General features: G+C 71.7%; 30 protein-coding genes. 15 read left to right on the forward strand and 15 right to left on the reverse strand.

Annotated features, from left to right (window positions below):
• Nucleotides 1-132: 132 nt before the first annotated feature.
• Nucleotides 133-780, reverse strand: a complete 648-nt coding sequence (locus tag ACFZAU_RS01495; protein WP_500550560.1) for a cysteine hydrolase family protein — start codon at nt 778-780, stop codon at nt 133-135.
• 550 nt (nt 781-1,330) lie between these two features.
• On the opposite strand from ACFZAU_RS01495, the gene ACFZAU_RS01500 reads away from it, so the two are divergent.
• Both ACFZAU_RS01500 and ACFZAU_RS01505 read left to right on the forward strand, forming a co-directional pair.
• The gene (locus ACFZAU_RS01500) at nt 1,331-1,585 is read left to right on the forward strand and encodes a beta/gamma crystallin family protein (RefSeq protein WP_500550561.1); all 255 of its coding nucleotides are present in this window, start codon (nt 1,331-1,333) and stop codon (nt 1,583-1,585) included.
• A gap of 205 nt (nt 1,586-1,790) precedes the next feature.
• Nucleotides 1,791-2,075 carry a DUF7336 domain-containing protein gene (locus ACFZAU_RS01505; protein WP_500550562.1) on the forward strand — a complete coding sequence of 95 codons (285 nt, stop codon included), beginning with the start codon at nt 1,791-1,793 and terminating at the stop codon, nt 2,073-2,075.
• A gap of 208 nt (nt 2,076-2,283) precedes the next feature.
• On the opposite strand, the gene ACFZAU_RS01510 is transcribed toward ACFZAU_RS01505, so the two are convergent.
• Nucleotides 2,284-3,003 carry a hypothetical protein gene (locus ACFZAU_RS01510; protein ID WP_500550563.1) on the reverse strand — a complete coding sequence of 240 codons (720 nt, stop codon included), beginning with the start codon at nt 3,001-3,003 and terminating at the stop codon, nt 2,284-2,286.
• A 682-nt stretch (nt 3,004-3,685) separates the two neighbouring features.
• Between ACFZAU_RS01510 and ACFZAU_RS01515 the strand changes: the two genes are divergently transcribed.
• Nucleotides 3,686-4,600 (forward strand): NADP-dependent oxidoreductase, encoded by a 915-nt coding sequence (locus ACFZAU_RS01515; RefSeq protein WP_500550564.1) that lies wholly within the window; start codon nt 3,686-3,688, stop codon nt 4,598-4,600.
• 674 nt (nt 4,601-5,274) lie between these two features.
• Here ACFZAU_RS01515 and ACFZAU_RS01520 read toward each other — a convergent pair.
• Nucleotides 5,275-5,877, reverse strand: a complete 603-nt coding sequence (locus ACFZAU_RS01520) for a DUF308 domain-containing protein (protein ID WP_500550565.1) — start codon at nt 5,875-5,877, stop codon at nt 5,275-5,277.
• A gap of 210 nt (nt 5,878-6,087) precedes the next feature.
• On the opposite strand from ACFZAU_RS01520, the gene ACFZAU_RS01525 reads away from it, so the two are divergent.
• From ACFZAU_RS01525 to ACFZAU_RS01545, 5 genes are all read left to right on the forward strand, one after another.
• The gene (locus ACFZAU_RS01525) at nt 6,088-7,272 is read left to right on the forward strand and encodes a sensor histidine kinase (RefSeq protein ID WP_500550566.1); all 1,185 of its coding nucleotides are present in this window, start codon (nt 6,088-6,090) and stop codon (nt 7,270-7,272) included.
• Complete coding sequence (locus ACFZAU_RS01530; RefSeq protein ID WP_500550567.1) at nt 7,269-7,928, forward strand: response regulator transcription factor; 660 nt, start codon at nt 7,269-7,271, stop codon at nt 7,926-7,928. Before ACFZAU_RS01525 ends, ACFZAU_RS01530 begins: the two co-directional genes overlap by 4 nt.
• Nucleotides 7,929-8,030: 102 nt before the next feature.
• Nucleotides 8,031-8,402, forward strand: a complete 372-nt coding sequence (locus tag ACFZAU_RS01535) for a transposase (RefSeq protein WP_500551099.1) — start codon at nt 8,031-8,033, stop codon at nt 8,400-8,402.
• 194 nt (nt 8,403-8,596) lie between these two features.
• On the forward strand, nt 8,597-9,094 hold the full coding sequence (locus ACFZAU_RS01540; protein ID WP_500550568.1) for a hypothetical protein: 498 nt from the start codon (nt 8,597-8,599) through the stop codon (nt 9,092-9,094).
• Between the two features lie 145 nt (nt 9,095-9,239).
• Nucleotides 9,240-10,061, forward strand: a complete 822-nt coding sequence (locus tag ACFZAU_RS01545) for a hypothetical protein (protein ID WP_500550569.1) — start codon at nt 9,240-9,242, stop codon at nt 10,059-10,061.
• Between the two features lie 328 nt (nt 10,062-10,389).
• Here ACFZAU_RS01545 and ACFZAU_RS01550 read toward each other — a convergent pair whose 3' ends face one another.
• From ACFZAU_RS01550 to ACFZAU_RS01560, 3 genes are all read right to left on the reverse strand, one after another.
• Nucleotides 10,390-10,824 carry a hypothetical protein gene (locus tag ACFZAU_RS01550; protein WP_500550570.1) on the reverse strand — a complete coding sequence of 145 codons (435 nt, stop codon included), beginning with the start codon at nt 10,822-10,824 and terminating at the stop codon, nt 10,390-10,392.
• 7 nt (nt 10,825-10,831) lie between these two features.
• Complete coding sequence (locus tag ACFZAU_RS01555) at nt 10,832-11,335, reverse strand: transposase (protein ID WP_500550571.1); 504 nt, start codon at nt 11,333-11,335, stop codon at nt 10,832-10,834.
• 70 nt (nt 11,336-11,405) lie between these two features.
• Nucleotides 11,406-12,251, reverse strand: a complete 846-nt coding sequence (locus tag ACFZAU_RS01560) for a helix-turn-helix domain-containing protein (protein WP_500550572.1) — start codon at nt 12,249-12,251, stop codon at nt 11,406-11,408.
• A gap of 144 nt (nt 12,252-12,395) precedes the next feature.
• Between ACFZAU_RS01560 and ACFZAU_RS01565 the strand changes: the two genes are divergently transcribed.
• Complete coding sequence (locus ACFZAU_RS01565) at nt 12,396-13,244, forward strand: SDR family NAD(P)-dependent oxidoreductase (RefSeq protein ID WP_500550573.1); 849 nt, start codon at nt 12,396-12,398, stop codon at nt 13,242-13,244.
• Nucleotides 13,245-13,394: 150 nt separating this feature from the next.
• On the opposite strand, the gene ACFZAU_RS01570 is transcribed toward ACFZAU_RS01565, so the two are convergent.
• Complete coding sequence (locus ACFZAU_RS01570) at nt 13,395-14,546, reverse strand: glycoside hydrolase family 64 protein (protein WP_500551100.1); 1,152 nt, start codon at nt 14,544-14,546, stop codon at nt 13,395-13,397.
• A gap of 219 nt (nt 14,547-14,765) precedes the next feature.
• Nucleotides 14,766-14,999 carry a hypothetical protein gene (locus ACFZAU_RS01575; protein WP_500550574.1) on the reverse strand — a complete coding sequence of 78 codons (234 nt, stop codon included), beginning with the start codon at nt 14,997-14,999 and terminating at the stop codon, nt 14,766-14,768.
• Nucleotides 15,000-15,319: 320 nt separating this feature from the next.
• On the opposite strand from ACFZAU_RS01575, the gene ACFZAU_RS01580 reads away from it, so the two are divergent.
• Both ACFZAU_RS01580 and ACFZAU_RS01585 read left to right on the forward strand, forming a co-directional pair.
• Complete coding sequence (locus tag ACFZAU_RS01580; RefSeq protein WP_500551101.1) at nt 15,320-16,309, forward strand: aldo/keto reductase; 990 nt, start codon at nt 15,320-15,322, stop codon at nt 16,307-16,309.
• Nucleotides 16,310-16,317: 8 nt separating this feature from the next.
• A complete protein-coding gene (locus tag ACFZAU_RS01585; protein ID WP_500550575.1) occupies nt 16,318-17,157 on the forward strand; it encodes a helix-turn-helix transcriptional regulator in 840 nt (279 codons plus the stop codon).
• Between the two features lie 239 nt (nt 17,158-17,396).
• On the opposite strand, the gene ACFZAU_RS01590 is transcribed toward ACFZAU_RS01585, so the two are convergent.
• Entirely contained in the window at nt 17,397-17,891 is a 495-nt protein-coding gene (locus ACFZAU_RS01590) for a hypothetical protein (protein WP_500550576.1), read from the reverse strand.
• Nucleotides 17,892-18,153: 262 nt separating this feature from the next.
• Here ACFZAU_RS01590 and ACFZAU_RS01595 point away from each other — a divergent pair, with 262 nt between their 5' ends.
• Entirely contained in the window at nt 18,154-19,059 is a 906-nt protein-coding gene (locus ACFZAU_RS01595; protein WP_500550577.1) for a hypothetical protein, read from the forward strand.
• A gap of 534 nt (nt 19,060-19,593) precedes the next feature.
• On the opposite strand, the gene ACFZAU_RS01600 is transcribed toward ACFZAU_RS01595, so the two are convergent.
• The 3 genes from ACFZAU_RS01600 to ACFZAU_RS01610 form a co-directional block, all read right to left on the reverse strand.
• Nucleotides 19,594-20,373 (reverse strand): formylglycine-generating enzyme family protein, encoded by a 780-nt coding sequence (locus tag ACFZAU_RS01600; protein ID WP_500550578.1) that lies wholly within the window; start codon nt 20,371-20,373, stop codon nt 19,594-19,596.
• 76 nt (nt 20,374-20,449) lie between these two features.
• Nucleotides 20,450-21,049 (reverse strand): DNA polymerase ligase N-terminal domain-containing protein, encoded by a 600-nt coding sequence (locus ACFZAU_RS01605; protein WP_500550579.1) that lies wholly within the window; start codon nt 21,047-21,049, stop codon nt 20,450-20,452.
• Between the two features lie 13 nt (nt 21,050-21,062).
• Nucleotides 21,063-21,725 carry a DUF5133 domain-containing protein gene (locus ACFZAU_RS01610; protein ID WP_500550580.1) on the reverse strand — a complete coding sequence of 221 codons (663 nt, stop codon included), beginning with the start codon at nt 21,723-21,725 and terminating at the stop codon, nt 21,063-21,065.
• 44 nt (nt 21,726-21,769) lie between these two features.
• Between ACFZAU_RS01610 and ACFZAU_RS01615 the strand changes: the two genes are divergently transcribed.
• Nucleotides 21,770-22,090, forward strand: a complete 321-nt coding sequence (locus ACFZAU_RS01615) for a DUF3040 domain-containing protein (protein ID WP_499602854.1) — start codon at nt 21,770-21,772, stop codon at nt 22,088-22,090.
• A 226-nt stretch (nt 22,091-22,316) separates the two neighbouring features.
• On the opposite strand, the gene ACFZAU_RS01620 is transcribed toward ACFZAU_RS01615, so the two are convergent.
• A complete protein-coding gene (locus ACFZAU_RS01620) occupies nt 22,317-22,832 on the reverse strand; it encodes a putative immunity protein (protein WP_500550581.1) in 516 nt (171 codons plus the stop codon).
• A gap of 258 nt (nt 22,833-23,090) precedes the next feature.
• Nucleotides 23,091-23,330 carry a WhiB family transcriptional regulator gene (locus tag ACFZAU_RS01625; protein ID WP_499602851.1) on the reverse strand — a complete coding sequence of 80 codons (240 nt, stop codon included), beginning with the start codon at nt 23,328-23,330 and terminating at the stop codon, nt 23,091-23,093.
• Between the two features lie 342 nt (nt 23,331-23,672).
• On the opposite strand from ACFZAU_RS01625, the gene ACFZAU_RS01630 reads away from it, so the two are divergent.
• Nucleotides 23,673-24,605, forward strand: coding sequence for a LysR family transcriptional regulator (locus ACFZAU_RS01630; protein WP_499602849.1), 933 nt, complete (start codon nt 23,673-23,675; stop codon nt 24,603-24,605).
• 253 nt (nt 24,606-24,858) lie between these two features.
• Here ACFZAU_RS01630 and ACFZAU_RS01635 read toward each other — a convergent pair whose 3' ends face one another.
• Nucleotides 24,859-25,365 carry a carboxymuconolactone decarboxylase family protein gene (locus ACFZAU_RS01635; RefSeq protein ID WP_500550582.1) on the reverse strand — a complete coding sequence of 169 codons (507 nt, stop codon included), beginning with the start codon at nt 25,363-25,365 and terminating at the stop codon, nt 24,859-24,861.
• Nucleotides 25,366-25,412: 47 nt separating this feature from the next.
• Here ACFZAU_RS01635 and pdxR point away from each other — a divergent pair, with 47 nt between their 5' ends.
• The gene (pdxR, locus tag ACFZAU_RS01640; protein WP_500550583.1) at nt 25,413-26,849 is read left to right on the forward strand and encodes a MocR-like pyridoxine biosynthesis transcription factor PdxR; all 1,437 of its coding nucleotides are present in this window, start codon (nt 25,413-25,415) and stop codon (nt 26,847-26,849) included.
• The last annotated feature ends 86 nt before the right edge of the window (nt 26,850-26,935 follow it).

The following is a 26,935-nucleotide window of genomic DNA, read 5'->3' on the forward strand; positions in this document are numbered from 1 at the left end:
GGCAGCGATCGCCGGTTTCCTCCACTTCGGGAGCGGCATCCCCCGACTCACCCGAAACCCGGCCACATGCGCCCCCCGCTGGTCTTCTTGATCCGGACCACGCCATTATCGCGGGCGCTACCGTGGAAAGGCTCAGTGCATCTTGTCGATCACTTCGTCCGTCGACAGCAACGCATGCGCGAAGTAGCCGTAGTTGATGATCGCCGCCTGGTAGCCGTCGCCCCAGACCGGGTGCCGGGGCCCGGCCGTCGCGTCCCTGACCACGGCGACCTCGAATCCCTCCTCGATGAGGTGACGCATGTGGGACTCGACGCACATGTTCGCCAGCATCCCGCCGAGGATGATCCTCTGCATTCCGCGTTTGCGCAGTTGCAGTGCCAGGTCATTGCTTTCCGGTCCGAACACCTTGTGCGGGCTGGCGACGACCGTTCTGCCGTCCTCGATGTAGGGCTTGAACCGCTCCAGCCAGTCCGCCCCGGAGTCCCGGAACCCGGTCAGATCGAGCTGGCCCGACCGCGCGAACGTGTGTGTCTCCAATTCGTGTGTCTCGAGCGGCCCGTTCATTCGCCACCCGTTGTCCGTCGGGTAGAAGTAGTGGGGCGAGATGAAGACCTCGTACCCGCCCTTCTTCGCCGCCTCGAAGATCCTCTCCATGTTCTCGACGGTCATGTTCTCCGTGACGCTCGCCCCCACCGCGTCCCAGTTCGCTCCGTCCTTGCTCAGAACGTCGTTCTGTGGGTCAATGAACACGACCGCCGTGTCGGCCCTCTCTATTTCCACCTGCCGCTCCTCACGCGATGACGGGCCACCGGTGCGATAGGCATCCGGTCGGGCGGATGCCTGTCCGGAGCGCTTCCGATCCGGTGGCGAGGGGCCTGTGCCGTGGGTCGGTGCGGACGTCCGGCACCGAGCAGCAGCAATCAAGTCGGTGCGCCCCGGAGCCTGTGCTCCGAAGAGGCGCTGTCCCGGCGCTTCGGCCCTCGGTTCCACCTTGCCCCATCGTGAGGATTTCCGCACGGGGTGAATTGTTGCGCACGGGAAACCGGCCCTGTCCAGGGCACGAGGCATCCGTGTGGCCCTATCGGGCCAAGCCTGCGCGCCACCCGACGTGACCCGCTCATACGCTCGAACGGGTGCCCAGTCCGTGACGCCGAAACGCGGCATGGGCCGGTTGTCCCTGGCAACAGTGCCGAGAAGTCAGGAGCGCAGCCGCATGGCGAAGGCAAACGACCAATCGCAGCTCGGATTCGGCTTTGAACAGCGCATCCGCGAGGGGGCCACCCTTTCGTTGAGCTCCTTCATCGACGGGAAAAGCCTTTCCGATTCACCCGTGCCCAGGGTCTTCGAGCACCACGACTTCGGAGGGCGGGCCGCGGAGCTCGAGGCGGGCACGTACACCGTGCTCACCGATGAGCAGGTCGGTGACGACATCATCAGCTCGGTGCGGGTCCCGGCCGGATGGAAGGTCACCCTCTACACCGATCCCGGCCTGAAGGGGCGTTCGCTGGTCCTGACGGCCGACCTCGCCCGCTTCGACGGTGAGTTCAACGACAGGGTCTCCTCGATCAAGGTCGAGAAGAGCTGAGACCGACCGACCGGCCCCCGGCCAGGGCGCCGCTCCCCTCAGGCTCTGCCGTCGTTGCGGAGGTCGTCCCAGGACGGCCTCGCTCAGGGAGCCAGGGTCTCAGCGAAGGCGCGTGATGCCCGGTTCGTGATCTCGGGGTTCTGGAAGGTGAGGCGGGCCGAACAGCGCGGGCCCCATGAACCCGAGTGCTGATAGCTTCGCGCCCGTGATCGTGTATCCGCTGTGGCATGTCGGCCACCAGAACGAAGCCGGCGACGACGGCTCGACCGTGCACGTCGATGGAGGTGGCGTGTTCTGTGATGAGTCGGATGGTGACGACGTGAAGCTGCTCGGCATCTACTCGACCCTCGAACGGGTGGAGGAGCGTGTGCGGCAGGCTCGGCTGCTCCCGGGCTTCCGTGATGAACCGGAGTGCTTCTACTTCGACCCCTACGAGCTCGATGAGGACGAGTGGACCGAGGGCTTCGTTCGAGTCCTGCCGGGCGAGTAGGTCTGTGGGCAGGGATTCGGCGGGATGCCGGTTCCTGGTCGTGTGAGCCCGAGGAGCGTGAGGGGACGGGTCACGTCGCGGGCGTCGTGCCGCAGGCCGGCGGCGATGTCGCGGGGGCCGTTGAGCCGTAGGGCGCCGATGGCAAGGTTGCGCCAGGTGGCCATCGTGCGGGGCGCGTTGGCCTCACGCAAACACGCCGAAACCCTGCTCAGGGAGCCAGTGCTGTCGTCACCCGGGCGAGGCGGTCCGGCGGCAGGGCGAAGCGGTTGGCGGGGTTGCGGAACGAGTAGCGGCCGTCGTTGATGCGCGGCCCGTCCCCGGTTGCGGTCCAGCGCGCCGGGCCGCAGGCACCCTGGCCTTCCAACAGGGCGGCCGCGAGTTGTTCGGGGTCCTCCACCGCGGTTCGGGCGCGCAGCGCTGCCACCAGGCGTTCGGAGGCCGCGGCGGGTACGGCGTCGTCTCCGAAAGCGGGCCACAGGAGCAGCAGGCGACTGTTCGGGTCGGTGGTGGAGCCGCCGCTCAAGCCGTTGTCCGCGGCTGCTGCCAGCTCGGGCCAGGACAGGCCGGGCCCCATGAAGTGGCCGTCGTCCCGGGCGAGCAGTTCGGCGCGGTCCCAGCCGGGGTGGTGAACGAGGTAGTCGGTGCCCATGTCTCCTTCGAGGTTGCGGTGGACGATGTGCAGGCGGCCCGCGGTGACCGGGACGGTGAAGGTGGGCCAGTCCGTACGTCCGGACAGCCGGCGGTGGAAGTCCTCGGCGGCGTCGAAGTCAGCGCCGAACAGGAGTTCCTCGGCCTCCTCGCTCTGCACGCAGGAGTAGAGGTGCCCCAGCCAGAACAGGGGCTCGTCAAGGAGCTCGGGAAGGTGGGCGAGAGGGCCGCCGTCGTAGCCCGGGATCCGGTCCGGGTGCATCTCTGCGCTGTGCGTCACGGGGCTCATCATGCCGCCGGCCTCCGACATCAGGGCACGGCGACTTCTTGGTGAGGGCCGCCCCCGCACCCTGCCCGTCCGCCATCCGCCACGCGTCGGCGCACGCCATGCGGACCCTTGGCCGACCGGACGAGGCCGACTCCTGGTCATGTGCCGGTCTCGGCACCGGCCCAAGTCGACCACCCTGCACCGGAGCGGCGGGCCCGGAGCACGTCCGGGGAATGACTCGGGCCGGCGCGGGGGCGTGCGATTCCTTCCCCCACGCACCGCGACCTGGGTGCTGCGTCGCGGGTCGCTCGGCGGGTGTGCCGGGCGGCGGGGGTCCGCCGGCCGGGTGACCGGCAGCGGGTGACCGGCGACCGTGCTCGCAGTTCGCTGCGCCGCCTGATCGGCCACGGTGTTCCGGCGCCCGGGAGCCCGCGGCCGTAGTCGTGGGACCGTGCACGGGGTCCGGTGGCCGCGTCGTAGTGCCGTCCGGGTGCCCCGTTCCACGAATGGCCCAGCCGGTCGCTCGTCAACTGGACCACACGTCCTGGACGCCGGCTGCCTGGGCTCGACACGAATGCTGCCGCGACCGCGAACGACCCTCGCTGGGCGTCCCGAGGTCGACACTGGTGCCTGCTGTCGGTTTCCGGCCCGTACTCCCTGTCGGCCGGACCCGGTGAGAGGACGGAGAGCTGCTGTGAAGGCGTGCGGAGTGCTCGGGGCGGAGAAGGAAGTCACCCTGCTGGAGTTGCCAGAACCGCCGTCTCCCGGGCCCGGTCAGATCCTGGTGGCGGTCGAGGCGGCCGGGGTCGGCCCGTGGGACGAACTGCCGATCGACGCCAGTTGGGACGTGGGGCTGCGCCCGCCGGCGGCGCTGGGAGTGGAGGGCGCCGGGAAGGTGCTGGCCGTCGGCGCGGGTGTCACCGGGTTCGGCGTCGGCGACCGGGTGCTCGCGCACGAGGCCCCGCTGCCCGCGGGCAGCGGCTTCTGGGCGGAACGCGTTCTGATCGACGCGGATCACACGGCGGCCTGCCCGCCCGGGCTGGACGCCGTGCAGGCCGCGGCGCTGCCGGTGAACGGACTCACCGCGCTGCAGGCCCTGGAGAAGCTGGACCTCAGCCGTGGGCAGCGGCTCCTGATCACCAACGGAGCCGGGGCCACCGGTGCCCTGGCCGTCCAGCTCGCCGCGGCCGAGGGCGTCGAGGTGACCGCGACCGCGTCCCCCGCCGCCGAGAAGCGCCTGCTCGGTCTGGGGGCGGTGGAGGTCGTCGACTACCACGACCCGGACTGGCCGGCCAAGGTGCGCGGCGGGTTCGACGCCGCCCTGATCATCGCCGCCGGCACGGCGGTCGCCGCCCTGCCCTTGGTGCGGGACGGCGGCCGGCTGTGCTCCCTGACCTCGGACGCGCCGCCGGAGGAACGGGGCATCACGAGCTGGGACCTCTACATCGAGCCCAACGGCGCGCAGCTTGCCCGGCTGGCGGAGCGGACCGCCGCGGGAACCTTGCAACTCGTACCGGAAACCGTGCCGCTGAGCGAGGGACCGGCCGCGTTCGTCCGGGTGGTCAACGGACGGGCCGCAGGGAAGAAGATCGTGCTCACCCAGGCATGACCTGACCGGGATCGGGTGAGGGTCTCGAAGTCCGCGGGGGAGAGCGGACGTCGAGACCCTCGGTCCTGTGTGCCGCCGGCGACGTTTTCCTCCCGGTGGCTTGGATACGGCAGGTCGGGCTGACCTTGCGGGAGCGCGTCCTGCGTGAGCAGCGGGCCGACACGGTGGCTCGCTGACGGGTCCCGCCGCCTTGACGCAGCCGCCCGGCCCGGATGGTGGCCGCGACGCCTCGCCGGCGACGGCCCGGTCGTACGGGCGCCTGTCCGGCCGGCCCGTACGACGGTGATCAGGTCGGCGCTCAGCCGAGCGCGGCCGGTGCCGGCGCGGGCGTGACGTGGGACGCACCACCCCCGGAAGCAACCCCGGCCGGACCCGGGCGTCTGTGGGATCGAGGCCCCGGCGAAGAACGGGCCGCAGCCGGGCAGCCGGGGCGGCGCGCTCGCGCCGAAGGTGTCGTGATGTTCGAACATGTGCGTGACCTCGAGGCCCTAGGTGTCGGGGGACGGCTGTCCCCTCACGTTGGACGCCCAGCCGAGGCTAGGGTTGCGGGCCGGCGGAATCTGCGGCGTGGCTCACACTCACCGGCCGCACACCGTTCCCACCGGCCCGCCGCCGGTGCCCGACGACCGCCGTCGAAGCCAGGGCTCACCTCAAGGTGGCCGGAAAGTCGCTGGTCAACGCTGTGCGCGGCGGCCGCGGACGCTCAGGGCGACGACGGAGACGAGGAACCAGAAGGCGCCGAAGGCCGAGTAGCCGGCGACGGTGGACAGGCTGCTCGTCGCGGAGGCGGACGTGGCGGCGATCGTGGCGCCGGCGAGGACGGACTGTGCGCCGCTGATCACCATGGGCCACTGGGCGCCGACGCTGCGCCGGCGCCGGATCGCCACGACGAGCTGGACGGCTCCGGCGAGGAGGGCCCAGACGCCGAACACGACGAGGGCCGTCCCGATGGTGGAGAACACGGCGCTGACCATGCCTGCCGTGGCGGCGAGGCCGAGACCGATGTTGACGGTACCGACCCGGTCCGCGGCGCCGCCGCCGGCCAGGCGGCGTTCGAGCAGCGTGGCGATCACGTCCCACAGCGGGTAGACGACGAGCAGTACGGCCGCGATCACCGTGGGACTGTCCGCCGACACGAGCGAGGCGGAGGTCGTGGCGAGGAGCGCCACCCAGATCAGGGAGAAGACGACCCGGATCAGGTGGAGCGATCGCAGCCCGGAAGGCGTCGTCGTGGCCGGGGTCGGGGAAGTGGCCGAGGTTACGGTGGTCTGAGTCATCGGGTGTCCCGTGGTGATCGTGACGGTGTGAGGCGGTCGCCTCGAGGACGAGTCTCGGGCGCCTCGGGAAGGGCCGCGTACTTCGAACGAAGTAGTTCCGCCCTCCGCTTCGACGGCACGCGTCCCCGCCGTCCCGGTCGACCGGTACGGCCGCGCGGTCTACATCGTTCGAAGTACACGCCCGCCGCACCCGTGGACGACAATCGGCTCATGGTCAAGGCGCAGAACAGTCAGGACGTGCTCGCGGCACCGCTGTGGGTCCGCCGCCCCGAGGTGCTGCACCGCGGCGCCTACGCACTGGCCGCGCTGGCGTTCACCGGGCAGATCGCGGCCGTGGTCCTGCGGGGTTCGGACTGGCCGACGGCCCTGGCCGTGCTCCTCGCCGGCGTTGGCGTCACGCTGTCGTGGTGGAGGCCGTGGGCGGGACTGGTCGTGACGAGCGCGGCGTCCTTCGCCGTCACAGCGGTGGGCCACGACCCCCTGTCGGTGTGGATGATGGCCGTGCTCGTCCTGTTCTCGGTCACCCTCAGGGGCAAGCAGCCGCTGGCCGGAACGGGCATCGTGGCGGCGTTCTTCCTGGGGGCGTTCATGACGCTCGGCGGGTTCCGGGGCGGCGCGGTCGTCGGGGCCGCCGCCGTGTTCTCGGCCGTGGCCGGAGGCGCGACGGGGGCCGCGCTCCGCATCCACCGGGCCCACTGGTGGATCCTGGAGGAACGCGCCGAGAGCGCCATCGCCACCCGTGAGATCGAAGCCACCCGACGGGTCACCGAGGAACGACTGCGGATCGCCCGGGATCTCCACGACGTCATCGGCCACCAGGTCGCGATGCTGAGCCTGCACCTCGGTGCGGCGGAGATCGGGCTGCCCGAGGACGCCGAGTCCTCCCGGCAGGCCCTCGTGTCGGCCAGGGCGAGCGCCCGCACCGTCGTCGTCGAGACGCAGCGCATCCTCGCGCTCCTCCGCCTCGGGGACGAGGTCTCCGACGACGAGGCGCTCCGGCCGACCCCGGCTCTCAGCGGCCTGGAAGGACTCATCGCCTCCTTCGAGAGCATCGGGCTCGACGTCCGGCCCTCCCTCGACATCCCCGCCGGCTTCGTGGAGCCCAGCGTCGGCGTGACGGTCTACCGGGTCGTCCAGGAAGCACTCACCAATGCCTACCGGCACGGAGAGGGGACGGCGACGGTGGACGTGCGCGAGCACGACGGCAGGATCCGCGTCAGCGTGGAGAACCGCGTCGGTCCCGCACCCCGCGGCTCCGGCCCGGGCAGCGGACTCGGACTCGTCGGGATGCGCGAACGCGTCGAGTCGTCCAGCGGGCGCCTGACGATCGACAGCCACGACGGGCGGTTCCGCGTCCACGCGGAGTTCAGCCCCCTGGGGGCCGTCGTCCGATGACACGGATCCTGATCGTCGACGACCAGGACGACATCAGGGCCGGGATCCGGGTGATGCTCCGGCTCGACCCGGCCCTCGTCGTCGTGGGTGATCTCTCCGACGGACTCCAGGTCGTCCCCTTCCTCCGGGAGCACCCCGTCGACCTGGTCCTGATGGACATCCGGATGCCCGGCATCGACGGTGTCGAGGCCACCCGCCGGATCCGCGCGGAGCATCCCGCCGAGAAGACGCGGGTCATCGTGCTGACCACCTTCGACCAGGACGACATCGTTCTCGCCGCCCTGCGCGCGGGCGCCAACGGTTTCCTGAGCAAGACCGTGAGCCCCGCCGAACTCGTCGCCGGGATCACCGAGGTCGTCGCCGGCGGCGGCGCGCTGTCGGCCGCGGCGACGGCCGCGCTCATCGGCCACATGACCGACCGGCCGCCCCCGGTGGTCGACCGGGAGCTGTTGCAGCGCTTCGGCGCCCTGACCCCCAGGGAGCGGGACGTGGTCGTCCTCATCGCGAGCGGTCTCGGCAACGACGAGATCGCGGCCCAGATGTCCGTGTCGCCGTTCACCGTGAAGACCCACGCGGTGCGTGCCATGACGAAGGTCGGCGCACGTGATCGAGCGCAGCTCGTCTCGTTCACCTTCCGGGCCGGCCTCTACCCCTGAGCCCGCCGGGAGCACGACGAGGGCACCGTCGGCCGCATCCACGACGCACTGCGCGACCAGGTACGGAAGGCCGAGGGCCGCAGCGCGGAGCCGACCGCGGCGCTGATCGACTCACAGTCGATACGCACCGCCGACACCGTCCCGGCCAACACCCGCGGCTACGACGCAGGCAAGAAGGTCAAGGGCCGTAAGCGGTTCATCGTCACAGACACCCTCGGGCTCCTCCTGACCGTCACGTCATGGCAGCCAGCGTGCAGGCCGGAGTGGCGCCCGTCGTTCCCTACTGTGGACCCGGCTCGACCACCCCAGCGTGCAGAAGATCTGGGCGGATCAGGGTTTCGCCGGTCGCCTGGTGGACTGGGCTGCCGCCGCCCTGTGACGCACTGTGGAGATCGTTCGCAAGGAACCGAGCCAGCGGGGGCTTTCACGTTCAGCCCAAGCGTTGGGCCGTGGAACGAACCTTCGCCTGACTGACCACCCACCGTCGCCTGGCCCGCGACTACGAACAGCATCCCGCCCACGCCGAGACCGTGATCCGCCGGGCCATGATTAGTGTGATACTCCGCCGACTACCCGCGGAGGATCCCGCCACCCGCCTCGGCCCAACACCTTTGCGACGAACAACACTCCAGGCGGTGAATCGCGAGCCCGTCTGAGAACATCACCCGGTGCTAAGAAGCGTCGAGATCACCACTGAACTGACCGGCTCCTTCCATGGCGAGGGCTTCCACAACTTGCACTGGCAGAAGAAGCTGGAACTGAGTCTGGACTGCTTCATCTGCGAGCGCACTGGCCGCACGACGCTCTTCCAGCATGGTGAGGAGCAGGCGACGTGCCCGTCGGACCGGGAGCGTCCCCAGCACCCCTCCGCGGCCCGGATCGCCAGCTTCGACGTCACTACTGAGCGGGAACGCCTGGCACTCCGCAGCATCGTCGACTACTGGTGGGCACCATTTCACGACATCAAGCGGGCTCAGCCAGCCTCTGCTCTAACTGATGCACCGTGGCTCCGGCTACACGTCGGGTACTACTGCCCGCAGTCTCAGCTGGCGGGATCATGCAGCGTTCAGGCCAACATGGTCAGGCCAGTACGCCAGACCTGCGACCACTGTGCCCAGCCACTCTCCACCAGCGCACTCTCTCCGAGCGTCCGACTCCTCACCTGAGCCGAAATTCGAAGTATCACCCGAGTGCACCGAGATCTCAAACGCGCTCTCAGACAGCAAGATTCGGTCCAGCCCGGCCAGAAAGAATGCGGCGAAAGCAGCTTTTTCCGCTGGCGCGCCCATGTCGCAGCAAGGAAGGGTCCGCATGGATATCCACGTGGAGGCTACGCTCGATTCTCGTGCCACACTGCCGCCTGGGGCGGCTGAAATGCAGTGGTTCGATAAAGCGCTCTCCGGACCGCTCGCCCCACTGGTTCGCGCTGAAGAGCATGGGGAGGCGATCACCAGGTCGCTGATCGAGCAGTCAAACTCCGGCAAAGAAATCAAGTTCGCCCACCTCGGGAAAAATCGGAGCCGTCTGGACGAGGAGCTTGCTAAGCGGCCCGAGTGGGCGGTGACAGAATTTTACGGAGACGACGTCCTGGGGCGAGTGCGCGCCCGCCGAATTCTGCCCAGTGAGTCATTTTCTCAGTTCTCTATAGCGCTGCAAGCAAATCACGAGCAACGGGCGGATGTAGCATTCTGTGCGGCGCTCGTTGAGTTTCTAGCGACCGCGCTGGACGAGGTTAATCCCGTATTTGCGCGAATTGAGTACGGCATCTTCGACGATGAAACGAACCTGGATATCGCGCTATTGCGGGATATTGATAAATCCATCCCGGAAGGCCGCACCTACCTCCGAGGCTACGCATGGGTCACCGTATGCCCCCAGGAGCTACTGCAACGCCTGGGCGGAAGTGGCGAACTCCAGCAGTGCGGCGCTTTCACCCGCGTCATCCCGCTTCGGTCAGGGGGAGCGTTGTTGCAGGCGTCAGAAACCTTGGCTGACTATACCGACGACGCGATGAGGAGAGTTTTCGAGGCTCTGGCCCGGATCCTGCCGCCTGGGGATCCAAGCTCTGATCCAGCTTTTCCGGAAGCGCGATTTGTACCTGAGGATGCCAGTAGGTTTGGCCACGCCTTCTAAGCTTGTTGTTTGACCTCGCTGGGTCATCTGACCTGCTGATCTTGGTTCCTTCCTGAGACAGCAGGACGGCCGTTCTTCACGCTTTGAAGTGTCGAGCAACGTCGCGTGAAGGACCGGCCGCTGGTCTCGCTCCTGCAGGTCCCGTAGGCGCCGCTCTGGGCGTGCGCGGCCGATCCTCCGCACCGTGTCCGGCGGTATCCGTCGGACCTGACGGACACCGAGTGGGCGGTGGTGCGGGGCCCCCGCTTTGAAAAGGCGTCGCGTGCAGAACCTCTTGACGTCGGCTCCGCCAACCGTGGACGGCGGCGGGAGCTGGTGATCGTGCACCTCAATGAGGGCTCGAAGTGCCGCTGCGACGGCTACCCCTGAGACCGCGTTTGAGATCTGCTCTCTGTCCAACGTCGTAGTTGATGCCGAAGACGCGAGTGATGCATGCGTCGAGTAGCGACGCGAACGCCTGAGCGGAGCCCACCGTCGGGGCAGGGATTACACCGGCGTCGTCGGCATCAGCGATGTAGTCAACGTCGGCCCACCCGCCACGGTAGAGAACAACGAGGAGTTCGGCATCGTCCGGGCCGTGCAGACGAATGCCGACTGAGTCCGGGTCGTTGACTCGGGAGCGACCTGTCTTCAGCTGCTGCGGCCACGCGTCCGCTTCGTCGCGCCAGGTTACGGGGTCGGCAACCAGCCCCGCGGCCAGCCATGCAGGCCGACGGTCCGCAACGGCAGCAACGGCTTCGTCGAGGTCTACGACACGCTCCATACGGCGATCATCGCCTACGGGTCCGGGTCTGCGCCCCAGTGGTGCGATGCAAGGGGCGGGGGCCTGGACGCGTGGCCGGGCGCCCCCGGGCGAGCCGGCGCGTCATAACGCCGATCATGGCCCAGCGGATCATGGTCTCGGCGTGCGCGGGATGGTGCTCATAGTCGCGGGCCAGCCTGCGGTGGGCGGTCAGCCATGCAAAGGTCCGCTCGATCGCCCACCGCTTGGGCTGGACCTGGAAGCCTCGCTGCCCAGGGTCCTTGCGAACGATCTCCAGCTCGCGGCCGAGGATCTGGGCCATCCAGTCGACCAGACGTCCGGCGAAGCCCTGGTCCGCCCAGACCTTCCGCATGGCCGGATGGTCCAGACGCGCCCACAGCAACCGGCGCTTGGCTCCGTCGGGGTCCTGGACACTCGCGGCCATGATGTGAACTGCCAGCAGCAGACGCAGCGTGTCGGTGACCAGGAACCCTTGCCGGGGTGCCCGCCGTCGGCCTGGGAGCAGTCGCAAACGCAGTCACGGCGCCGGACCAGGCACCTCCCGGCGCCCGGTCGCGATGGGCGGTCGTTCGGGGGGCGGCTCAGCCGGAAGCGCGCTGCGCGGCGAGCGGTCCCAGGGAACTGAGGAGGGTGAGACGTTCGGTCGTCGGTGTGCCCGCGGCAGGCGAGAACAGGGCGAGGATCTGGGTGCGGTCGTCGTCGACGAGCATCTGGCAGTCGAATTCCAGCAGGCCCACCTCGGGGTGCTGGATCCGCTTGCGTCTGCCGCGCATCACTCCCACCGCGTGCAGCCGCCACAGGGCCGCGAACTCCGCGCTCGCCCCCAGCAGCCGTTCGACCAGGTCCCTGGCCTGCGCGTCGTCGCGGCGGACGACCGCCGCCCGCAGGTCCGCGACCAGCGCCCGGGACTCCGTCGCGTGGTCCTGGACCGGATACCCGGCCCGGACGCGGGGGTCGGTGAACCAGCGGTACACCGCCGTGCCCGTGGCACCGCGCAGCCGAGTGAGGTCGCCGAAGACGGCCCGTGCCAGGTCGTTCTGCACCAGGGTGACCCCGAGGTCGGTCATCACCTGGGCCGGGACGTCGGAGAGGCGGTCCAGTACGGCGAGCAGGCTCGGCGCGACGTGTTCGTCGGACCGCCTGCGGTCCGGCGGCCGGTGCCCGGCCAGCCGGAAGAGGTGGTCGCGCTCGTCCAGGGTCAGGCGCAGCGCCCTGGTGATCGCCCGCAGCACGCCCGGCGACGGTTGAGGCGCGCGGTCCTGCTCCAGGCGCGTGTAGTAGTCCGTGGAGATGTCGGCCAGGCGCGCGACCTCCTCACGGCGCAGTCCGGGGGTGCGCCGGCGCCCCGTGGCGGGGAGGCCGACGTCGCCGGGGGTGAGCGCCTCCCTGCGCACCCGCAGGAAATCGGCCAACTGCTTGCTGTCCACCCTTCGAGTCTGCGTCACGGCCGGAGCGGCAGCCAGAGACCGCCGATCCCTGGGTAGGGCGACTCTGCCTGCCTTCTCCGATCGGCGGAACGCTGGTCACCGGACCGGGAGCCGCCCGGTCGTACGACGACGGAGAAGATCCCCATGAGCAAGGCAACGACCCCCCGGACCTGGTTCCTCACCGGAGCGTCCCGCGGACTGGGCGCCCACTGGGCCGAGGCGGTCCTCGCCCGCGGTGACCGGCTCGCGGCCACCGCCCGCGACAAGGCGGCGCTGACGTCGCTGTCCGAGCGGTACGGCGACCGTTTCCTGCCCCTGCGGCTCGACGTCTCCGACACCGCGGCCGTCCGCGACGCCGTGCGGAGCGCCGAGGCGGCGTTCGGCGGAATCGACGTACTGGTCAACAACGCGGGTCACATGCTGGTCGGCGCCGTCGAGGAGATCGAGGAGGAACAGGCCAAAGCCCAGATGGACGTCAACTACTTCGGCGCGCTGGCCGCCACCCGTGCCGTGCTGCCCGGGATGCGGGAGCGCCGCGCGGGCCGGATCCTCCAGGTCTCCTCGTTCGGAGGCCTGGTCGCCTATCCGGCGCTCGGCGTCTACCAGGCGACCAAGTGGGCGCTGGAGGCGATGAGCGAGTCGCTCGCCGCCGAAGTGGCCGCCTACGGCATCCACGTCACCTTGATCGAGCCGCTCATGTTCCCCACCGGTCTGGCCGCCGCGTCCCCGCAGGTCCTGCAGGACCCGGCGTACGCCCACGCCCGGCAGGCGCTGTACGCGGGGGCCGAGGCGAGCGGGTTCACGCCGGGCGATCCCGCGGCCACGGCCGCGGCCCTCCTCGCGCTCGTGGACGCGCCCGAGCCGCCCCTGCGGGCCCTGTTCGGGACCGGCGGCCTGGAGGCCCTGCGCACCGAGTACGCCGGCCGGCTCGCCGGGCTGGAGCAGTGGGACCACGTCGCGCGCCTCGCGCAGGGACAGCTCGGCGGAGCGTGAGCCGCTCCGCCGTGCGCCCGCCGCGCGCACGGCGGCTGCCTCCCGGCGGACGGTAACGGGGCGGCCCGGTCCGGCGGTTGGGCGCCCGACCCGCGCGCCGGTCCCGCGTGCCGGTCCTCTCCCACACGGCGGGAGGGGGAGGCGACGACGCTAGTCGAGCGGGTCCAGCGTGACGTACGCCTGCTGCGGGTTGGCGTCGTTGACCAGCGACTCGTGGTGGCCGACGTCGTCGAAGGCGAACGCGTACGCCTTGCCGTCGGCCATCCGTGCGTGGATCTCGCGTGCGTAGTGGTTGGTGACCGCGTCCTGGTAGAAGCCGGCCGCGCTCGTGTCCGGCTGGGCCGGGTTGGTGAGCAGGGTCGAGCGGTTGAAGCCGGCGCACAACGTACGGGAAATCGGCCCGCGCACCGCGTCGTTGGGCGCGTCGAGCAGCTTGTGGCAGCCGAAGACGCTGGCGGCGTCGGGCTTCTGGAACGAGGTGACGACGGCTCCCGAGGCGTCGGTGAAGTTCATGACGCCGCCCGAGACGCGTCCGAAGTACCTGGTGCCGGGCCGGTCGCCGAAGGGGGTGACCGTCAGGGTCGCCGTGGAGTACTTCTGCCAGACGCGGTTGACGTAGTCGTCCATGGCGGTGCGCGGGAGCGCGCCCGTCTCGATCCCGTGGCCCGGGGAGAGCGCGCGGAGCACGGTGCCGTCGGAGCGGGTCTGCACCAGGCCGGCCCAGCCGCCCGTCCGTCCGCGCAGGGCGGCGAAGAAGCCCCTCCAGCCGCCCGGCACCAGGTGCCCGGTGGTCGTGGTGCTGCCGTCGGCGCGCTTGACGCCGACGGCGTACGGGGCGGAGAACATGTCCACCTGGGTGCTGTTGAGCCACAGGCCGGAGTCGCCCAGCGTGTACTCGGACCAGTTGAAGAGGACGTCCCGGTTGGGGTCGGAGGGGTTCTGCACCGCGGGCTGCACCAGGCCCCCGGTGGTCAGCCGGAAGTCCAGCTTGCGGCCGTAACTGAAGTAGAGGCGGCCGGAGAACTTGGGGATCCGGATGGTGACGGACCTGCCGTTCGCGGGACCGGCGATCGAGGCGTCGGGCGCCGGGGTCGGCGGGTTGCCGCCGGCGGGCCAGGGGTGGAAGGTGCCGGCCGCGTCGGCCCAGCCCTGGCGGCCCGTGGCGAGTTCGGTGCCCAGGTCGTAGAGGTACACGGGTTCGCTGCGGCCGGAGTTGTTGGTGACGGTCAGCGGGATGGTGGCGGGGACGGCGGCCTCGGCGCGGGGGGACGTGGTGCCGAGGACGGCGAGGCCGGCCGTCATCAGCAGTGCGGCCGTCAGGGCCGCGACGGGGTTGCGTCGGATGTGCACGCGACTTCCTCCTCGTGTGGGGGGTGGAGGGACGCCGGGGGAGTGGCGGAACGGTGCGTGAGAGCGCTCTCAAGCGTCGGCGAGTGAGGCGGACATGTCAATGCGTCGGGTCGGGGATCGTCGCGAGGGCACACTTGCGCGGGCCCGGCGGGACCGTCCGGAGGGGCCCGCTCAGGCCGCGTGCCGCAGCCGGACGTACGCGACCGGCTGCGGCACGTTCCACTCCGCGGCCAGTTCCGGGGTGACGGGGGCGAAACCCGCCCCGAGGTGGCAGCGCAGCGCGGCCGCGTCGTCGGGGTGCACGCGCAGGAAGACCTCGGCCAGGCCGGTCAGCCGGGCCCGGTGGCGAGCCGGCCGGCCACCGTGCGGGCGTACGCCGCGGCGCCGCCGTCCTGCCCGTCGCATCGTCCCTCTGCCTCCCGTGTTCGGCGGCCGACCCCACCCCGACGGCCGGGTCCGCCACGCCCGCGGAACCGGTCGCCGCGGCGGAGGCCACCGCTCCCGGCCGGCCGGGCACGTCGGACGGCCGCATGCCGGACCGGGGCCGGGCGACCGCGCAGAGGAGCAGGTCAGCCCGTACGCCGCAGATCGTCCACGGGACGGGACGTAGTGTCGTCCTGGGAAGACGGGTCTGAACCGGACGCTGGAAGCCGCTCCGTGCGGGAGGAGGCTGACCGGGTGGTCGCTGAACAGCGGCGGCCGCCCGGAGGGAGACACGTATGAGCATCAGGACGCACGCGCTCGGCAGCCAGGGACTGACGGCGTCGGTCGAGGGCCTGGGCACCATGGGGATGACCGCCGTGTACGGCACCCGGGACGACGCCGGGTCGGTGGAGACGATCCACCGGGCGATCGAGCTCGGGGTGACCCTCTTCGACACCGCCGACATGTACGGTCCCCACAGCGGTGAGGAACTGCTCGGGCACGCGGTGGCGCCCCATCGGGACCGGGTGCTGCTCGCCACGAAGTTCGGCGGGCTGACGCTGGACGAGTCCGGGAAGGTCGTCGGCGGCCCGAACGGGCGGCCCGAGTACCTGCGGCGAGCGGTGGAGGGCTCCCTGCGCCGGCTGGGCACGGACCGCATCGACCTGTACTACCAGCACCGCGTGGACCCGGACGTGCCGGTGGCCGAGACCTTCGGGGCGCTGGGAGAGCTGGTCGCCCAGGGCAAGGTGCGCTACCTCGGCATCAGCGAGGCGTCCGCCGAGACGATCCGCGCCGCCCACGCGGTGGCGCCGCTGTCGGCCGTACAGACCGAGTACTCGCTGTTCACCCGGACCGTGCAGGGCAACGGCGTGCTCGACACCGCACGCGAACTGGGCATCGGTTTCGTCGCCTACGCCCCGCTCGGCCGCGGCTTCCTCACCGGACGGCTGCGCACCCTGGACGGGCTGCCCCAGAACGACTGGCGGCGCACCGCCCCCCGCTTCAGCGGCGAGAACTTCGCGCACAACCTCGCCCTCGCCGACAGGGTGCGCGTGATCGCCGAGAAGCTCGACGTCACGCCCGGGCAACTGGCCCTGGCGTGGGTACTGTCCCAGGGCGTCACCGCCATCCCCGGCACCAAGCGCCGCGCCTACCTGGAGGAGAACGTCGCCGCCGCGGCGCTCACCCTCGACGCCGGCACGCTCGGCGACCTCGACGAGGTGATCGCAGCCGACGAGGTGGTGGGTGAGCGGTACCAGGGGGAGGCAATGAAGGCCGTCCAGGAATGAGCGGAGCCATGCACCACAACGACCTCGGTGGTTTCCTGCGGACCCGCCGCGAGGCACTGCGACCGTCCGACGTCGGACTGATCGCCGGCGGCCGCCGCCGGACCCCCGGGTTGCGGCGGTCCGAGGTCGCCCTGCTCGCGAACATCTCCGTCGACTACTACGAGCGGCTGGAGCAGTCACGCAACGCCCACCCCTCGCAGGCCATGCTGGCGAGCCTGGCGGGAGCGCTGCGTCTGTCCGTGGACGAGCGCGACCACCTCTACCGGCTCGCCGGCTACGCCCCGCCACGCGCCGGGGGAGCGGGCAGGTACGTCGACCCGGCGATGATGTTCCTCCTCGACGCCTTGACGACGGTGCCCGCGCAGGTCGTGGACGACCTGTCCACGGTGATCGCCCAGAACCGGCTCAGCCGGGTCCTGCTCGGCACCTGGGCACTGGGGGACGTCCGGGCCGGCAATGTGACGTGGCGCTGGTTCACCGATCCGGCGTCGCGGGCGCTCAACGTCGCCGAGGAGCACGAGGCGATCGGCCGCGGCTACGCCGCGGACCTGCGGGTCGCCGCCGCGGGGCGCGGCAGCGACGCGGCGGCGGACCGGCTGATCGCCGATCTGCTGGAGGCCAGCGAGGAGTTCACGCGTTACTGGAACGAGATGGCGGTCAAGCCGATGAGTTCCACGCGGAAGCGGCTGGTGCATCCGCACGCCGGGCCGCTCGATGTGCAGTGCGACATCGTGGTGAGCCCCGCGACGGGCCACCGCATGGTGATCTTCCGGCCGCAGCCGGGGTCGAGTACGGCGGAGCGGTTCGATTTCCTCGAGGTGATCAGCGAGCAGATCCTCGACGTCTGAGCCGCCTGCGGCCAGTTGTGACGAGGACGGGCCCGAACGTATCCGTCCACGGTGTCCAGCAGCCCCGGCGCGGGGCGAAGGCCCGGGCCGTCCGGCATGACTCCGGGCGGCCCGGGCCGTGATCGTTTGCGCCGGGGGCGGTGCCGCCCGGGTAGCCCCGGCGTACGGCAGTGGCGGCACCTGGTTGCCGCAGGCCGGCATCCGCGCACGTGAGCCACGCGGCGCCGGGCGGTCGCGCCTCAGCCCGGCTCGACGGCGTCCGCACCGCTCAGGTCCGCGTCCCGGCCCCGCCGGAAGTAGGCGTACGGCGCCACGGACACGCCTTCCGCAATGGCGCGTTCGTCGTCCTCGCCGGCCGCCGGGTCGAGGTCACCCGCCCACAGCGAGTGCATGGACCACACGGCGAAGCCGGCATGGAAGTCGTGACCGATGTCGGAGGGGGTGCTGGTGTACCCCCGGGCATGGAGTTCGGAGACGACGTCATCGAGAAACCGGTACGTCAACTGGACGCCGTCGAAAGCGGCTTCGGCCTCCCCTCCCTCGCCGCGGTAACTGATCTCGACGAGTTCGACCGTGTCGTCCGCCGCGTAGGTGACCACCAGCATCGGCGAGGTGCGGTAGACCGCGCGCTCCCCGCCGGGGCCGTGATGTGGCAGCCCGATCCGTTCATCGACGCGCGAACGGTGCTCACCGATCTCGACGAGGCCGACACCACGGCCGGGGACGATCTCCATGCCGCCATCCTCCCAGGGGCCGGAATCGGCGCCGGACGCAGGTCATGGACCCCGCGGTCAGCGGCGTGAGGCCCACGCCCGGAACACGGCGGCGAAGCGCGCCAGGCAGCAGGGAAGCACAGCAACCGAGGCGACCAATAGTGGCGACGTCGGTGAGTCGGGCCTCCGCGGCCCTGGGGTCGGGCTGGGTGGACGGGTCCGCCGATCCGGAGTGAGCCTGGGCGATGTGAGTCCGTCGAGGTGTCATGGCACGATCCCCGTTGTGGATGACCGTAAGCACGACGTGGACTGGTCGGGCCTCTTCCATGCCGTGGGCCCCGCCGACGACACTCCGCGGCACCTGGCTGCTCTCCTCGGCGACGACGCGCGGGCATTCGTCGACGGGTACTCGTACCTGTGGTCGGTGACGCTTCGTCGCGAAGGCAGGGCCTGGCCCGCGACGGCACCCACCGCGGGGCTCGTCGCCGAGCTCCTGGACGATCCGCTGCTGGGGCCGGATGATCCCTCGTTGCCCGATGCCATGCTCGCCTATCTGTACGAGGTCGGCGTCGCCGCCGACCTCGGAGACCGGGCCGCGGAGATCCGCGCCCAGGTCAAGGGCCGCGCACCGGACCTGCGGGCCTGGACTGCCGCGTACGTGTCGACCGACGCGGACGGCAGGGCCCGGATGTGGCGGGACGGTACGGGTCTGGGTGAACTCGTCCTCGATCAGGCGGCGCTCGCCTGCTTCGACCTGGTTCCCGCGCTCCTGCGGCGAACACTGCCGCACCTCGCGTCGGAACGCGCCAGGCGCAGGACATGCGCCGCAGCAGCTGTCGGGTCACTGGCACGGCATCCCGAAGCCTCCGCGCAACGTCCGTGGCTACGCGCACAGTTGACGTCGCTGGCCCTGGGTGCCGATACCTCGCACGACCTGGCGACGATGGTGATCGCCATCGGCCACCTCGACGGCGACACGCGACCCTGGCTGGCTGACCCGCATGCAGGCGTTCGGGCCTGCGCGGCGCTGGCGCCCAACCTTGCCGGCGACGAGGCAGCGGACCAGGTGCTGAGGGAACTCGCGCGGTCGCCGCAAGCCTTCGGCACGTCCTTCGGCGACCTGGCTCCACCCGTGCAACTCCAGTCCACGTCGTACGAGGACCTGCTCGCGGGGCGACGCGCGAGCTGATTCCCGGCCCTACAGGGGGCCGCGAGTTCCGCGGCACCACGGCGGACGTCCTCATCGGGATCGTCGGCAAGGGCAGCGCACGCAGCCGAGACACCGCGACCGGCCTCACCCGGCGGCCAGGCCACGTCGAGTGCGGCCGTCTGCACATAGTCGCCGTGGTTGTCGTCAGCGCGGATGAGAGCGCGGGCCACGAGCCGCACCGCAGCCAACGATCCGTGCCTGAGCACAGCTTCCGCGGTGATCCTGGTCACGAACGTGTCCTCAAGATCGAGCAACAGGCGTTCCAGGACGACCGCAGCGGACGCAACTGCCGCATGCGGGGCGAGGCACGGGCCTGCGGCGGCTCGCACGGACCACGAGGGCGAAAGACCGTCCTCCAGCGCCCGCGCCAGGTCGTTGCTGTCTGCGAAGGGCGGCATGCCGGCAGGTTGCCACGCCAGGCCCGACCGGCCAAGTTCGCGCCCACGGATCGGACCCGGGTGCGCCGCAACCGCCTCGAAGCGAGGCGGCAACCTCAGGCGCGCATCGTCCCCTTTACGCGTTGCTGTTCCACTCGGTCGGCACCGGCGCCACCGGACGGACCGCGGTGAAGCCCCGCATCTCGTAGCGCGTGGCGGAGAGGAGCAGCAGCCACTCGTCGCAGCCCTGCCAGGGGTAGATGTCGGCGGCGCCTCCGCGCGCCACCCGCGGACCGTCGCCGGTGCGTGGGTGGGCGTCCGTGGGCGCGTCCTCGAAATGGGGGATCCACACGTCGGAGCAGACCTCGTTCGCGGACCCCATCGCCGCCAGCCCGAAGGCGTTCTCGGCCGCGGCGGTGCGCTCCTCGTCGGCGAAGTCGTCGAGCAGGTGGTCCTCGTCCGGCTTCCCGTTCCCGCGGAAGGTCAGGGTGGTCGTGCCCGCCCGGGCCGCGTACTCCCACTCCGCCTCGCTGGGCAGCCGGAAGGGCGACGCACCGATCAGGTCGTTCACGTCGTCCAGGTCGTCTTCCAGCCGGGCGGTGGTCGAGTCCGAATCGGCGTAGTCGTCCTCGTACCCGGGCAGCCAGTGACGGACCTGCGCGGCCGTGAGCGGATGCCGGGCGATCATGAACGGTTCGACCCGCACCTCGCGGACCGGCTGGGCCTGGCCGGCGCCGGCGAAGAACCCCCCGATGTGGTCCTCCACGCCGCCCGCACGCTCGATGGCACGGACCGCGTGCAACTCCGCGTCGGACAAGCCCATGCGGAACGTCCCACCGGGAACCACCCGGAAGACCACTCCGGAAGGGGTGTGCCGCCAGGCCGCGCGGCCGGCCACGGTCTCTTGAGCCCACATGGGACCGGACGTTAGCAGCCGGGCCTGCCCGGACCGGCGAGGGGGTTCCGGAGCGAGCGCCCGTACGCGGTGGCGGTCAGGGACGCACCGGCTCCGACCCGGCCGCCACCTGCCGCAGCGTCCGGCCCGAGTGGGCCGAGCGGGCACGCCGCGGGTCGGTCGAGTGGTGGGCGCAGGCGTGCCGGTCCGCGCGCTTGACCAGCAGCCACGCCTCGCGGTTCCCGTCCGGGCCGCCACGGGTGCGGGTGAGGGAGTAACCGCCGTGCAGCTTGGAGCCGTTCAGCCAGAACGAGGCGTGACCGTGCTCCAGCGCCTCCGCGAACGGCCCGTCGGTGAGCGGTCGGTAGCCGCCCTCGTCCCAGACGATGACCGTGCCGCCGCCGTACTCCCCGGCGGCGATGACGCCCTCGAAGTCGGCGTACTCCAGCGGGTGGTCCTCGGTCGGCACGGCCAGGCGCCTGTCGTGGGGGTCACCGGACGGGCCCTTGGGGACGGCCCAGCTCTTCAGCACGCCGTCCACCTCGAGCCGGAAGTCGAAGTGCAGGGTGCTCGCGTCGTGGATCTGCACGACGAAGCGCGGTCCCGCGTCCGGCTCACGGGCCCCGCCCTCCGGTTCCGGGGTCCGGGCGAAGTCCCGCTTGCGGTGGTAGTCGGCCAGCGCGTCCTTCGCGGGCACGGTTGCCGTTCCCTCAGGTCGCGGGCTGCGGCCCGGGTCCCGGGGACGGGAGCGGCCCCGGTTCCGGCCCGGGACCCGGCGGCGTGGGGTCCGGGGGTACGGGGTCAGGGCCGGGCGGCGGGGGCGTGGGCGGCAGCGGGTCCGGGCCGACCGGAGGCGGCATGGGCCCGGGCGCCGGACCGGGCTCCGGTCCCGTGGGGCCGGGCGACGGCGTGGGGCTCGGGGGCACCGGATCGTTGGGTGGCGTGGCGTTCCTCGTCATGCGTTCCTCCCGGTTCGGGCCTTCTGCGCTGAGGGGCGCGTACCCGGCAGGCCGCCCCTCACTCGGCCCGTCCTCAGGAACCGTGGCGGGAACGTCCGCCGGCCGGGTTCCCACCGACCGGGCTCCCCCCGGCCGTGTTCCCGGCGGCCTGGCACGGGCGGTCGCCAGCGCGGCCTCCACGTCCCTGGCGCCGGTGGCGACGCACAGCGCGTCCGCGACGTCCTCCAGCCGCCGGCGCGCCTCGGGCCCGCCGTTCGCGCCGCTCCCGGCGTTCGCCGCCCGCAGCGCCTCGTACTCCTCGGCCAGCATGTGCAGGACCACGGGATGGGCCATCAACACGATCGGAATCCCTCCGTCACGACACCGGCACATTCTGCGACTCTGCGACCGCGTACCCCTCATCCCTCCCGCCATTCGGGGTAAAGGACAGGCATGGGCGGGTGGTGGAGGGGGCGGTGATGGAAGGTTCGGGGCTCACGGAGCGCGAACGGCGTGCGCTGGCGGAGATCGAGGACCTGATGCGCGACGACGACGTGCTCGAACGTCAGTTGCGCACGATGCGTCTGGACCCGGAGCCGCAGCCGGGCCCCGGCCCGGCCGAACTGCTGCGGCGGCCACGCACCCTGCTGCTGGCACTCCTGGCGATCGTGTGTCTGGGGCTGCTCATCGCCGCGACCGTGACGACGCTGCTCGCGGTCGTCTGCGCCTTCGTGGTGACGTGGCTCGTGACGCTGGTCGTGGCCGTACGCCTCCCGGGCATGCGCCGCCGGCGCGGCTGATCCGCCGCTGTTGTCCTCTGCGGCCGGGCGAGTACGTGCGGGCGGCCGTCCGGGCGCGGCCGTGGGCGAGGTCGAGCTGTGCCGGGGAGCGGCGTTCAGGGGAGTGATTCGCCCCCCCCGATGCCCCGCGTCTCGTTGTCGCCCCGGCCCTCGTCGCCTTCTTGGGCGAGCGCTTCCCGGCCTCCCTGGACGGCGGAGGGCCGCACCCCCATGGGTGCGGCCCTGCTCAGCAGTCGAACACCGACCAGCAGATGTCGTTCCGCAAGCGCTGGTCGTCCAGTACGAGTTCGCGAATGGCCTCCGGGAGCTGGTCGCGCTGCCACTGGCACTCGCGTCGGCCTGCGACATCACTTTCGTCCTTCGGCGCGGCAGCGCGTACGGCCTTGATCGCGTACGCGGCCGCACCGAGTTCGTGCGCGGCGACGTGTGCCACGACCGCGGCCTGGCCGGCGGCGTAGGCGGCATGCCGTGCCGCGCCACGCAGGTCTCGAGCCGCGCCCATGGCATGGCCGCCCGCCGCACGGGCCTGCATCATCCTGACCTCGCCCCGCACCCAGGCGCGGGCGTGCTCGATCGCCTGGCGCGGTCGTGGGTCCTCGGGCCGAGCCGACTCGAAGAGGTCGAGGACGTGCTCCGCGCAAGCTGCCGCCCACAGGGCGAGGAGATGGTGATCCGGGTCAGTGAGCGTTCCACCGCGGCGGATGGTCACGAAGCGGGGGTCCCGGACCTTCGGGAGGATCATGGTCGGCATTCCTTCCCGCCGGCATCCGCCCCAGGCCCGGGGACACGCACCGATCACCTCGCCTCACGGACACCGGGTCGGCGGCCTCGTCGACGAGGCGCGCACCCGCGCAGGGATGTTCCCATCGTGCACGACCCGGGCGCCACCGATGCCCTCCGCTCCCCGCGGTCGCGGGAACGGTGTGTGTACGTCTTCGCCGCCGACGGATCCCGACGTCCCTGTCGTGACGCGTGGTTGACGCGCGCGGTGCCGGGCCGTTCACCCGCTGCGGGCGGCGCGGCGGCGCAGCGCGCGGCGGTCCTCCTCGGAGGTGCCGCCCCAAATGCCGGGGGACTGGCCCGTACTGAGGGCCCACTCCAGGCAGTCGCCGACCACCGGGCACCTCTCGCAGACCGCCTTGGCGCGGGCTTCCTGCCCCGCGCCCGGGCCCGACGAGCCGACCGGGAAGAACAGTTCTGGATCCTCGTCTGCGCAAGCGGCGCTTCGCCACCAGCCCATCGTTTCGACTCCTTCCGGAGGAAGCGTTCGGGGGTGTCACGGACGTTGCCGTGATGCGTCGCGTACCCGCTGCGCCGGAGGCAATGCCGGTCGATCGGATGCGGATGTGCGAACGGCCGGAAGTGGTCCCGGCCGACCACGGCGTCCCACGGACCGAGTCTCGGTCCCCACGGTCTCTCGACGACCACGTTGGCCGACTCAGGAACGCGAGGTGATCATGGCCCACGCAGATGCGGGCTTGAGTACCCCTACCGCATTGCATCGGCAGGCTCATCGTGAGAAGGGGCTCGCAAGTGCCGCACCCGGCTCCCGAGCCGGTGCAGGTGTGTGCGACCGTGAGCCATGCTGCTTCGTCAACTGGAGTACCTGGTGGCCCTGGCCAGGGAACGGCACTTCGCGCGTGCCGCCGACGCCTGCTTCGTCTCGCAGCCCTCGTTGTCGGCGGGCATCCGCAAGCTGGAGCGCGAGCTGGACGTGCCGATCGTGCGGCGCGGCCGCCGTTTCGAGGGGCTGACCCCGGAGGGCGAACGGGTGCTGTTGTGGGCGCACCGCATCCTGGCCGAGCGGGACGCGCTGCAGCAGGAACTCTCGGAGATGCGCGGGGGGTTGACCGGCACGTTGCGGCTCGGCGCGATACCCACCGCGCTGACCGCCGCCTCCTTGCTGACGACGCCGTTCTGCGAGCGGCACCCGGGGGTGCGGGTCAGCCTGGAGTCACTGTCCTCGCGGGAGATCAGCGACCGGCTCGGGGAGTTCGAGCTCGACGTCGCGATGACGTACCTGGACGACGACGCCCTGCGCCAGGTGCGCCGCTTCCCGCTCTACGAGGAGCGCTACCTGCTGCTGACCCCCGACGACACGCCGCCGGCGGCGTTGCCGGTGGCACGCTGGGAGCAGGCCGCCGCGCTGCCGTTGTGCCTGTTGTCGTCGCGGATGCGCAACCGCCGGATCATGGACGAGTGCTTCGCCGCGGACGGGGTCACCGCGGCGCCGGCCGTCGAGACGGACTCCGTCGCCGGGCTGTACGCGCACCTCGCCGGTTCGGGCGGGCGCTGGTCGAGCGTCATCTCGCACGCCTGGCTGCACATGTTCGGGGTGCCCCCGGGGATGCGCGTGGTGCCGCTGGAAGGGCCCGCGCACGGCCCCCGGGTGGGGTTGGTCATCGCCGACCGGCGGCCCGAACCGGTGCTGGCCAGGGCCCTGTTGGCGATCGCCCGCCAGGCCCGGGTGCGCGACGCGCTCGACGCCCTGGTGGAAGCGCACCTGGGCGGCTGACCGGCCATAGGGCACGGCCTGGTGAGCCGCGCCCCGCACATCGGTCACGTCCGGCCGCCTGGTGAGGGAGTCGGTCACCGCGATCTCCCGCCGACACGGGCCGCGGCGACCGTCACGTCGAGGACGGCCGGCCCGGAACCTGCGCCGCCGATCCGTACGCGTGCGCCGACTCGTGCCACCGAACGCGGCTCTTCCCCTTCAGGCCCCGTCCCCGCAGCCGCCGTCCCCGCGACCGCTGTTCGCACGGCCGCCGTCAGCCCGCCGCCCTCCCGTCCTCGCCGGCGACCTTGCCGGTGCTGAGGGCGATGCGGTTCCAGGTGTTGATCGTGAGGATCAGGGCGAGGACGCGGGCCAGCTCCGCGTCGTCGAAGTGGCGGGCCGCCTCGGCGTAGACGTCGTCGGGCACGCCGCCGTGGGAGACGAGGGTGACGGCCTCGGTCAGGGCGAGGGCGGCCTGCTCCTTCTCCGTGAAGAAGGTACGGGCCTCCCGCCACACACCGATCATGTGCAGCCGGGCCTCGTCCTCGCCGGCCTTCCGGGCGTCGGAGGTGTGCATGTGCAGGCAGTAGGCGCAGCCGTTGAGGAGTGAGGCGCGGATCTGGATCAGCTCGACCAGGGCCGGGTCGAGGCCTTCGCGCGCGGCGGCGTCGAAACCGATGAGGGCCTTGAAGGCCTTGGGGGCGGCCCTGGCGAAGTCGACGCGCGGGGCGTGGCCGTGGGCGGTCGTGGCGGCGGTCGGGGTCCGCGTGGTGTTCGTCATGACCATGAATCTACGGCTGGGAAAGACCTCGGTTAGGGTTCATTCCCGTGCCGGATTCATGGGTCAATTCAGCGGAGCGCGTCGGCAGCGATCTGCACCTGGACCTGTCCGGTCCGGGCAGTCGCCGCGCCGTGCTCATCCGCGCCCTGCGGGAGGCCGTGCGCGAGGGACGGCTCGCGCCGGGCACCCGACTGCCGCCCTACCGCTCGCTCGCCGCCGACCTCGGCCTGGCCCGCAACACCGTCGCCGACGCCTACGCCGAGCTGGTCGCCGAGGGGTGGCTGACCGCACGCCAGGGCTCCGGGACCCGCGTGACGGAACGCGCCGCGCCGCCCGGGCGCCCCCGGAAGCCGAAGCCCGCCCCCGGACGGCCCGTCCCGCACAACCTGCGCCAGGGCACCCCCGAGGCCGCCTCCTTCCCCCGCACGGCCTGGCTCGCGGCTGCCCGGCGAGCCCTGGGCGCCGCACCCGACGACGCCTTCGGGGCCGGCGATCCGCGCGGCCGCGTCGAGTTGCGCCGCGCGCTCACCGACTACCTGTCACGGGCCCGCGGGGTGCGCGTCGACCCGGAACGCATCGTGGTGTGCTCCGGCTTCGCGCACGCGCTGCGGCTGCTGTTCGCGGGCTCGCGTGGCGCCGGCGGCGGGGTGCTGCGCGGTCCCTTCGCGGTGGAGTCGTACGGGCTCGGCTTCCACCGCGGGATCCTGGAGGGCGCGGGCGTACGCACGGTGCCGCTGGGCCTGGACGGGCAGGGCGCCCGCGTCGAGGAACTGGCCGCGGATCCACGGGTGCGCGGCGTCCTGCTCACCCCCGCCCACCAGTTCCCCACGGGCGGCCCGCTGCACCCGGCCCGGCGCGCCGCCGTCGTCGACTGGGCCCGCACCACCGGCGGCCTGGTCCTCGAGGACGACTACGACGGGGAGTTCCGCTACGACCGCGAGCCCGTCGGCGCCCTGCAGGGCCTGGACCCCGAACGGGTCATCCACCTCGGCTCGGTCAGCAAGAGCCTTTCGCCCGCCGTACGGATCGGCTGGATGGTGCTGCCCGAGCACCTCGTCGACGGCGTGCTGGCCGCCAAGGGCGAGCGCGAGGCATGGGCGAGCGTGCTCGACCAGCTCACGCTCGCGGAGTTCCTCGCCTCCGGACAGTACGACCGGCACGTCCGCCGCATGCGGCAGCGCTACCGGCGCCGCCGCGACCAGCTCGTCACCGCCCTCGCCGAAGGGGCCCCGCACATCGGCGTCACCGGGATCGCGGCGGGTCTGCACGTCGTCCTCCGGCTGCCGCCCGGCACGGAGGCGTCCGCGGTCAAGGCCGCCGCCTGGCAGGGGATCGCCCTGGACGGCCTCGCCGAGTTCCGTCACCCGGGCGCCGCCGGTCCGGTCGGCGACGGTCTCGTCATCGGCTACGCCACCCCGGCGGAACACGCCTACCGGGCGGCGCTCGAAGCCCTGCTCCGGGCCCTGCCGCCCTCCGACGCCTGAGCCCTCCCACGGAGACCGCTGCCGCGGGGCCGCCCGGCAGCCGACCCCCCCCCGGCCCGCGGCCGACGTCCGCCCGGTCACCCGGT

The organism is Streptomyces sp. NPDC008238, assembly GCF_042956445.1.
In the GTDB taxonomy this organism is placed as follows: Bacteria; Actinomycetota; Actinomycetes; order Streptomycetales; family Streptomycetaceae; genus Actinacidiphila.

Bases quoted from the DNA above. Each gene is read 5' to 3' on its own strand.
- ACFZAU_RS01530 (WP_500550567.1), top strand. From the start codon at position 7,269: ATGACACGGATCCTGATCGTCGACGACCAGGACGACATCAGGGCCGGG.
- ACFZAU_RS01550 (WP_500550570.1), bottom strand. From the start codon at position 10,824: ATGGAGCGTGTCGTAGACCTCGACGAAGCCGTTGCTGCCGTTGCGGAC.
- ACFZAU_RS01520 (WP_500550565.1), bottom strand. From the start codon at position 5,877: ATGACTCAGACCACCGTAACCTCGGCCACTTCCCCGACCCCGGCCACG.
- ACFZAU_RS01575 (WP_500550574.1), bottom strand. From the start codon at position 14,999: ATGCGACGGGCAGGACGGCGGCGCCGCGGCGTACGCCCGCACGGTGGC.
- ACFZAU_RS01565 (WP_500550573.1), top strand. From the start codon at position 12,396: ATGAGCAAGGCAACGACCCCCCGGACCTGGTTCCTCACCGGAGCGTCC.
- ACFZAU_RS01570 (WP_500551100.1), bottom strand. From the start codon at position 14,546: ATGACGGCCGGCCTCGCCGTCCTCGGCACCACGTCCCCCCGCGCCGAG.
- ACFZAU_RS01590 (WP_500550576.1), bottom strand. From the start codon at position 17,891: ATGGAGATCGTCCCCGGCCGTGGTGTCGGCCTCGTCGAGATCGGTGAG.
- ACFZAU_RS01525 (WP_500550566.1), top strand. From the start codon at position 6,088: ATGGTCAAGGCGCAGAACAGTCAGGACGTGCTCGCGGCACCGCTGTGG.
- ACFZAU_RS01620 (WP_500550581.1), bottom strand. From the start codon at position 22,832: ATGATCCTCCCGAAGGTCCGGGACCCCCGCTTCGTGACCATCCGCCGC.
- ACFZAU_RS01635 (WP_500550582.1), bottom strand. From the start codon at position 25,365: ATGACGAACACCACGCGGACCCCGACCGCCGCCACGACCGCCCACGGC.
- ACFZAU_RS01615 (WP_499602854.1), top strand. From the start codon at position 21,770: ATGGAAGGTTCGGGGCTCACGGAGCGCGAACGGCGTGCGCTGGCGGAG.
- ACFZAU_RS01545 (WP_500550569.1), top strand. From the start codon at position 9,240: ATGGATATCCACGTGGAGGCTACGCTCGATTCTCGTGCCACACTGCCG.
- ACFZAU_RS01625 (WP_499602851.1), bottom strand. From the start codon at position 23,330: ATGGGCTGGTGGCGAAGCGCCGCTTGCGCAGACGAGGATCCAGAACTG.
- ACFZAU_RS01600 (WP_500550578.1), bottom strand. From the start codon at position 20,373: ATGTGGGCTCAAGAGACCGTGGCCGGCCGCGCGGCCTGGCGGCACACC.
- ACFZAU_RS01585 (WP_500550575.1), top strand. From the start codon at position 16,318: ATGCACCACAACGACCTCGGTGGTTTCCTGCGGACCCGCCGCGAGGCA.
- ACFZAU_RS01630 (WP_499602849.1), top strand. From the start codon at position 23,673: ATGCTGCTTCGTCAACTGGAGTACCTGGTGGCCCTGGCCAGGGAACGG.
- ACFZAU_RS01610 (WP_500550580.1), bottom strand. From the start codon at position 21,725: ATGGCGGGAGGGATGAGGGGTACGCGGTCGCAGAGTCGCAGAATGTGC.